General features: G+C 37.7%; 3 protein-coding genes. 2 read left to right on the top strand and 1 reads right to left on the bottom strand.

Annotation, left to right across the window (positions count from 1 at the left end; all coding sequences use genetic code 11):
• Together tyrS and fic are read left to right on the top strand one after the other, a co-directional pair.
• On the top strand, positions 1-1,250 hold a 1,250-nt coding region (gene tyrS, locus RQ893_RS09015), incomplete at its 5' end, for a tyrosine--tRNA ligase (RefSeq protein WP_311482672.1).
• A 71-nt stretch (positions 1,251-1,321) separates the two neighbouring features.
• Positions 1,322-1,888 carry a protein adenylyltransferase Fic gene (fic, locus tag RQ893_RS09010; protein ID WP_311482671.1) on the top strand — a complete coding sequence of 189 codons (567 nt, stop codon included), beginning with the start codon at positions 1,322-1,324 and terminating at the stop codon, positions 1,886-1,888.
• A 105-nt stretch (positions 1,889-1,993) separates the two neighbouring features.
• Here fic and RQ893_RS09005 read toward each other — a convergent pair.
• On the bottom strand, positions 1,994-2,679 hold a 686-nt coding region (locus tag RQ893_RS09005; protein WP_311482670.1), incomplete at its 5' end, for an ABC transporter permease.

Raw genomic sequence — 2,679 nt, 5'->3', positions numbered from 1 at the left:
AATTTACTTACGAAAAAGAATACGATAATGTTTTTGATGAGCTTGTTGACCGTGGTTACTACGAACAAGCCACAAACGAAGAAGAATTAAAGAAGAAACTTGCCACAGAATCTGTGAAATTCTACTGTGGTTTTGATGCTACAGCCGATTCTCTAACTGTAGGCCACCTTATCCAAATAATGGTTATGATGCGTATGCAGAACTACGGCCACAGACCAGTTGCCCTTCTCGGCGGCGGTACAACCCTAATCGGTGACCCATCTGGTAGAAGCGATATGCGCCAAGTCATGACAGTAGAAAGAATAAACCACAACGCAGAGTGCTTCTACAAGCAATTCCAAAGATTTTTGGACTTTTCTAATCAAGGCGGAGCTGAAATGCTCAACAACAAGGATTGGCTTCTTGACCTTAACTTTGTTGGATTTTTAAGAGATGTGGGAAGCGAATTTTTGGTAAATGAAATGATCAAAAAAGATGCCTACAAAAATAGGATGGCAGCTGGTGGTCTAACATTTTTCGAATTTTCTTATATGCTCTTACAATCTTACGACTTTTTGAAAATGTATAGAGAAAATGGTGTAACCCTTGAAATGGGTGGGTCTGACCAATGGTCAAATATCATCGGTGGTGTAGATTTAATTAAAAAACACGAACAAGGCGACGCCTACGGTATGACCTTTGCCCTCCTTACAACTGCTGACGGAGTTAAGATGGGTAAATCCCAAAAAGGAGCTGTTTGGCTTGATAAGGAAAAAACAAGTCCATTTGAAATGTTCCAATATATGAGAAATGTAGACGACAGAGACGTGGAGAAATTCCTACTTCAACTAACCTTCCTACCTACAGCTGAATGTAGAAGACTAGGTTCAGCAACTGAAGCAGCAGAAATTAACAAGGCAAAAGAAATCCTAGCCTACGAAGTAGTTAAACTCGTTCACGGCAAGGAAGAAGCAGACGCCGCCCTTGATGCAGCCAAAGCGCTTTTCTCTGGAAAAGGTGATGAATCAGCCATGCCAACAACACAAATCTCTGCATCTGACCTACCAAAGGGTCTATTAGCCCTCATGACAGAAGTAGGCCTAACCAAGTCAAATGGCGAAGCAAGACGCACCATCCAACAAGGCGGTGTATCAATCAACGATGAAAAAATCACAGACCCATCCTTTGAAGTCACAGAAGAAATTTTTGAAGATAATAGAATAATAATCAAAAAAGGCAAGAAAAACTTCCACAAGGTGGAACTAGCCTAGAATTTTCCTCCAAAACTTTGGTTTTGGGGGATTTTTTTATGGGGAATTGTATAATAATCCTAGGTGATAATATGAATAGAAATGAAGAATATTTAAGTAAAAAAAGAGCCAAAGAGCTTTGGGATCTTGGCATCATAGATAAATTTGAAGTAGGCACTTTTAAGTCCCTCAAAGACATCCACGCCTATCTCTTTCAAGACGTTTTTGACTTTGCGGGCAAAATTAGGACAGTAAATATTTCAAAAGGTAATTTCCGTTTTGCTACCCTTCTTTTTTTGGAATCTAACCTTGCCATAATAGAAAAAATGCCAGAAAGGACTTTCGACGAAATTATTGATAAGTACGTAGAAATGAATGTAGCCCACCCTTTTAGAGAAGGAAACGGCAGGGCAACAAGGATTTGGCTTGACCTTATTTTAAAGAAAAATTTGAGCAAATGTATAGATTGGGACAAGGTCGATAAATTTTCCTATCTTTCTGCCATGGAAAGATCAGTTGTAAATACACTTGAGCTCAACCACCTCCTAAAATCTGCCCTTACAGATGAAATTAATAATAGGAAAGTTTTCATGAAAGGTATCGACAAGTCCTACCTCTACGAAGACCTCTACGATATTTCTATAGAAGATATCAAATAAAAAACCAAACTGCCCCCAAACTCGATTATAAAACCGAGTTTGGGGGCAGTTTTTTTTGTAAATCAGGAATGACTTTAAGACATTTTTTGACTTGCCTTTTAAAAATCATTTATTTTCGTATTTTAAAAACTTATTTGAAAGAAATAAGAATATTACTAACTCTCCTAGGGCAAAAATAAATAATAAAATCAAATCATGTGGGTTTATGAACCTTAAATTATTAGCCTCTATTGCCAAATAGCTTAGACCGATTATTTTTAGGGCCCTGTAGGCTGTGGCAAAACCAACCATGGTAAAGACGGTTGATAAGAGGACTATAATCCCAAAAGACCTAATCCTTATGGCAAGAGCGCCGAAAATACCTATTATTGGAAGAGCAAACAAGATACTAAGTCCTGTGTAATAAAAATATATACCAAAGTCTATAGCCGAAAAACCGGCAATAAATTTCCCACCCAAGTAGAAAAGTCCTAGAAAATATAACTGGCAAAGGCAAATTATAAGAAAAGCCAAAATCAACTTTGCCCCCACAAAGGCCATATTTTTCTTTGGGCTAAGTCTGATAAATTTTAGGCCTGCCCTGTGCTCTGTCGCCCAAAGACTTGCTATTACAATTGCAATTAAAGGGATATAGAAAAATGAAAAGTAAAACAAGCTAACCTGGGTCCACAAAGATTGCCATTCATTGGTCAATGTCTCCCTATTTCCCATAAAGTTTATTAGGCCAAAGGCGTTGGCTAGTAGGGGAATTATCAGACTTACCAACAAGATATTTGTAAATTTTATTTTTT

Origin of the sequence: uncultured Anaerococcus sp., from assembly GCF_963510915.1 — a bacterium.
Lineage (GTDB): Bacteria > Bacillota > Clostridia > Tissierellales > Peptoniphilaceae > Anaerococcus.
The sequence above is the reverse complement of the archived record's forward strand: the minus strand, read 5'-3'. Positions and strand labels throughout refer to the sequence as shown.